This is a genomic window from Curvibacter delicatus NBRC 14919 (genome assembly GCF_001592265.1).
GTDB lineage: Bacteria > Pseudomonadota > Gammaproteobacteria > Burkholderiales > Burkholderiaceae_C > Hylemonella > Hylemonella delicata.
In genome coordinates, this window is record NZ_BCWP01000078.1 from 1 (window position 1) to 4,302 (window position 4,302).

Sequence of the window (4,302 nt, forward strand, 5' to 3'; positions counted from 1 at the left end):
CCTTTTTTTTCGTCTGCTGTACCCATACTTCATGGGTACAGGAGAAGAGGGTACAGGTTATTTCAGATCGGCGGCAATCACCTTGACGATGCGTTGTGCATTATCTGACGCCTCAGGCGCACCGCTGGCATTGAGCACGGACACCGTGGTTAGGTTGCCTTCGCTCACCAAGGTGATGCGGTATTTTTGTGGTGCCTTGTCTTTCGGCGTGCTGCTGAACAGTTTGCTGAAGAAACCAGGTTCCTCCTTCGCCGCAGTCGGTTCGACATAACGGACAAAGTAGGTGCCCTGGCTGCGGTCGCGATCTTCCACCGTGAAACCGGTGCGGTCCAGCGTGAGGCCGACGCGGCGCCAAGCCCGGTCGAAGCCTTCATCGATCTGTACCACCGGTTGGCCGTTGAGCGTTGCCACCCGGGAGGTGAGCTTGGGTGCATCAGCCGCCACCAGCGCTTTGGACTGCTCCTGGCTGACGCCGAGCTTGACCATGAGGCGCCGCAGGAATTCGGTTTCAAGTTCCGGGTCGGCCGGCCGCGGCTGCCAACGGGTGTCTTCGCTTCGTTCGGCAATATAGGTTTCTTTCATGCCGCGGTGGCTGATATAGATCTCGGTGCCTCCGGCACTGTTGCGCTCCAGACGCGTTCTGAACTTGTCGCGTTCGCCAGTGGAGTACAAAGAATCCAATACTTTCCCGAGTGTGTTGCGAAGAAAATCGTCTGGTATCTTGGCGCGGTTCTCGGCCCAGTCGGTTTCCATGATGCCCAATTCCTTCTGGTCCATGGTGAGCAGGAAGCCGCTGTCCTGCCAGAAGTCCTTGACTTCGTCCCAGAGCTTTTCGGGGGGGCGGTTGACAACCAGCCAGCGCTGGGTGCCGGTGCGTTCAATCCGGACATCCCCCATGGCGATAGGTGCCGTCGGGGCCGCTACCTGGCTGGTCTGTCCGGCCTGGTAACCTGTGGCCGTGACGGCGACGCCCGGCACCACGTAACGGTTATCGCGTGACAGCTGACTCAAGTCCGGCGGTACCTCAAGCGCGGGGGCTTTGCTCTTGCCGGTGCTTTTGTAGTCGACCTTGTCGGATTGCAGGCTCGAGCAGGCCGTCAGCGCGAGGGACAGGCCCAGCAGCGCCAGTTTGGAAGAATGATTCACCAGATAGTCCTCAGGGGTCAGGGGTTGGGTCAAAGCAGGCCGCTGGCACGCAGGGCGCCTTCAACCACGGCGGTATTGCCGGCGGTCAGCGGGGTCATGGGCAGGCGCAAGGTGCCGCCGCACAGGCCCATGCGCTGCATGGCCCATTTCACGGGAATCGGGTTCGGTTCGACAAACAACTGCTTGTGCACCGGCATCAGTCGGAACTGGATTTCCATGGCGCGCTTGACATCGCCGGCCATGGCCGCAACGCACAGCTCGTGCATCAGGCGTGGCGCCACATTGGCCGTCACGCTGATGTTGCCGTGGCCGCCGCACAGCATCAGGGCGACAGCGGTCGGGTCGTCGCCCGAATAGATGGAGAAGCCCTTGGGCGCTTCGCGGATCAGCCACTGGGCGCGCTCGATGTTGCCGGTGGCCTCCTTGATGGCGACGATGCCCGGCACCTGGGCTAGGCGCAGCACGGTGTCGTGCGCCATATCGGCCACACTGCGGCCCGGCACGTTGTACAGCACCATGGGCAGATCGCCGACGGCTTCGGCTATTGATCGGAAATGCAGGTACTGGCCTTCCTGGGTGGGCTTGTTGTAGTAGGGCACGACCTGCAGCTGGCAGTCGGCGCCGACCTTCTTGGCGAAGCGGGCCAGCTCGATGGCTTCGGCGGTGGAGTTGGCGCCGCAACCGGCCATGATCGGCACCCGGCCCTTGGCCTGTTCCACCGAGACGCGGATGATTTCGCAGTGCTCGTCCACATTGACGGTGGGCGATTCGCCGGTGGTGCCGACCACGCCGATGCAGTCGGTGCCTTCGGCGATGTGCCAGTCAATCAGCTTTCGCAAGGTGGGGTAGTCGACGCTACCGTCCTCGTGCAAGGGGGTGACGAGGGCCACGATGCTGCCAGTGATTGGGCTGAAGGAGGATGTCATGTCCGCAGTGAAGAGTATTTGGGGTAAAGGCGCATTTTAACTAGAGCATGTAACGTGCCAGCGCTTTATCCGTGGACAGGACGGTGTCCTGCCTCACCGCCGCGATCCGTTGCACAAAGCGTGCGGGCTGGGCGATGAAGCCGTCCTCGTACGCCACCACGCGCAAGTCGGCGAAGGCGCGCAGCAGTTCGCCCGGCTGCAGCAGGAAATCCGGGCGCGAGGGCTTGCCGACGGTCTCGTTGCCGAGGGTAAAAGTTTCGTAAAGCAGCACGCCGCCGGGCGCCAGGCTTTGCCGGATCACGGGCAGCAGGGCGCGCCAGAGGTAGTTGGTCACCACCACGGCGTCGAATTGCCGCGGTTGTCCGTCTTGCATCAGTGGCCAGGGGCCGTTCTCGATGTCGGCCTGCACGGCTTCGCCCAGAGACGCGACGGTGGCGATGGCCTCGGGTGAGCGGTCCACGCCGGTGACCGGGTGGCCGTGGGTGGCGAACCACTTCATGTGGCGGCCGTGGCCGCAGGCGACATCGAGCACCGTGCCGCCGGGGCGCACCAAGTGCGACCAGCGCTGCACCCAGGCCGAAGGCGCTTCGCTGCCGTGCTGGGGGGCGCCGCTCATCGCGGCTTGACCTCGTCCTTGAGCGCGGCCAGCGCCATGTTCTCCACCGTGCCCGGGGCGAGCAGCTTGAGGTAGCGGCCGAGCTTGCCCTTGGTGGTCATCACCACTTCGCGCTGGCGGCGCGTCATGCCGTCCCGGATCAGGCGTGCGCATTCCTCCACCGGCATCGCCTCGTCTTCCTTCAGGCCGCTGGCGCCGGCGGCTACGCCGGCCGCGTTATAGCCACGGTAACGAATCTGCGTCGCCACCACGCCGGGATAGGCGGTGGTGACACTGACGCCGGCCCCCTTGAGCTCGGCGCGCAACGCTTCAAAGAAGCCGGTCATGGCGAACTTGCTGGCGCTGTAGGCGGTGCGCCCCGGCACGCCCACCAGGCCGGCCAGGGAGGACACGGCCACCACCTGGCCACGGCTGGCTTTCAGATGCGGCAGGGCGGCGTGGGTGCACCAGACGCTGCCCCACAGGTTGACGCGCATGAGGTTCTCATACCAGCCCAGGTCGTCGGCCTGCACGTCCTCGAACAGGGCCTGGGCCGAGACACCGGCGTTGTTGACCAGCGCATCGAGACGGCCAAACTGCGCCACGCTGCGCGCGATCAGCTCGCGGCATTGCGCCGGGTCGCTGACATCGGTCGGCACCACCAGCACGTCGCTGCCCAGTGGACGGCATTCCTCAGCCACCTGTTGCAGCAGGTCCTGGTTGCGTGCCGCCAGCACCAGGGCGGCCTGCTGGCGATGCTGCTGTGCCAACTGGCGCGCCAATTCGGCGCCGATGCCGTCCGAGGCCCCCGTGATGACTATAGTTTTCATAGCGTTTGGCGCTTGTTTGATAAGGGTTTTAGGGCGAAATGATTTAAAAACAGGCCCAGACCTCATTGGCCAGCGTGACCAGGAAGTCCGGCCGTGTGTACAGCGCGAACACCGCCAGCAGCACGAGGACCGCGCTCCCGTAGGCGAGCCACTTTTGCCAGGTGTGCCGCCGGGCTTTCATGCCTGGGCAACCGCATGGGCCTTGCGGCGCTGGATGGTCGCTTCGCGCACTGGCAGATTGACCAGTGCGGCCGCCACACCCAGCGCGATGGCGATGTACCAGACGATGTCGTAGCTGCCGGTCTTGTCGTACAGGTAGCCGCCCAGCCAGACGCCCATGAAGGAGCCAATCTGGTGGCTGAAGAAGACAAAGCCGCTGAGCATCGAGAGGTGTGCCACGCCAAAGATCTGGGCCACCACGGCATTGGTCGGCGGCACGGTCGAGAGCCACAGCAGGCCCATGACGGCCGAGAAGATGTAGACGCTCATCGGTGACAGCGGCACCAGCAGGAAGATGGCGATGACGATCGAACGTGCAAAGTAGATGAAGGCCAGGATGTTCTTCTTCTGCAGCCGCTGGCCCAGGGCGCCGGCGGCGTAGGTGCCGAAGACATTGAACAGGCCGATCAGCGCCAGCGCATAGCTGGCCACTTCGGGCGACAGGTTCTTGTCCTTCAAATAGCTCGGCATGTGGACACCGATGAACACCACCTGGAAGCCGCAGACGAAGTAGCCGGCCATCAGCAGCTGGAAGCTCGGGTAGCTGAAGGCCTCTTTCAACGCCTGCAGAATGGTCTGTTCGCGC

Annotated in this window: 6 protein-coding genes; all 6 read right to left on the reverse strand. The window is 63.8% G+C overall.

Annotated elements, in window-relative coordinates:
- Nucleotides 1-57 precede the first annotated feature (57 nt).
- Complete coding sequence (gene bamC, locus CDE01S_RS17765; protein WP_066710859.1) at nt 58-1,146, reverse strand: NlpB/DapX family lipoprotein; 1,089 nt, start codon at nt 1,144-1,146, stop codon at nt 58-60.
- A gap of 29 nt (nt 1,147-1,175) precedes the next feature.
- Nucleotides 1,176-2,072, reverse strand: a complete 897-nt coding sequence (dapA, locus tag CDE01S_RS17770) for a 4-hydroxy-tetrahydrodipicolinate synthase (RefSeq protein ID WP_066710849.1) — start codon at nt 2,070-2,072, stop codon at nt 1,176-1,178.
- Nucleotides 2,073-2,112: 40 nt separating this feature from the next.
- Nucleotides 2,113-2,688: a class I SAM-dependent methyltransferase gene (locus tag CDE01S_RS17775; RefSeq protein WP_066710852.1), complete on the reverse strand. Its 576-nt coding sequence runs from the start codon at nt 2,686-2,688 to the stop codon at nt 2,113-2,115.
- Nucleotides 2,685-3,497, reverse strand: a complete 813-nt coding sequence (locus CDE01S_RS17780) for an SDR family oxidoreductase (protein WP_066710856.1) — start codon at nt 3,495-3,497, stop codon at nt 2,685-2,687. The genes CDE01S_RS17775 and CDE01S_RS17780 overlap by 4 nt, the downstream gene beginning before the upstream one ends.
- A 43-nt stretch (nt 3,498-3,540) precedes the next feature.
- Nucleotides 3,541-3,678, reverse strand: a complete 138-nt coding sequence (locus CDE01S_RS18755; RefSeq protein ID WP_169802287.1) for a hypothetical protein — start codon at nt 3,676-3,678, stop codon at nt 3,541-3,543.
- The coding region (locus CDE01S_RS17785) for an MFS transporter (RefSeq protein WP_157077204.1) at nt 3,675-4,302 on the reverse strand (628 nt) is incomplete at its 5' end. The genes CDE01S_RS18755 and CDE01S_RS17785, both read right to left, overlap by 4 nt.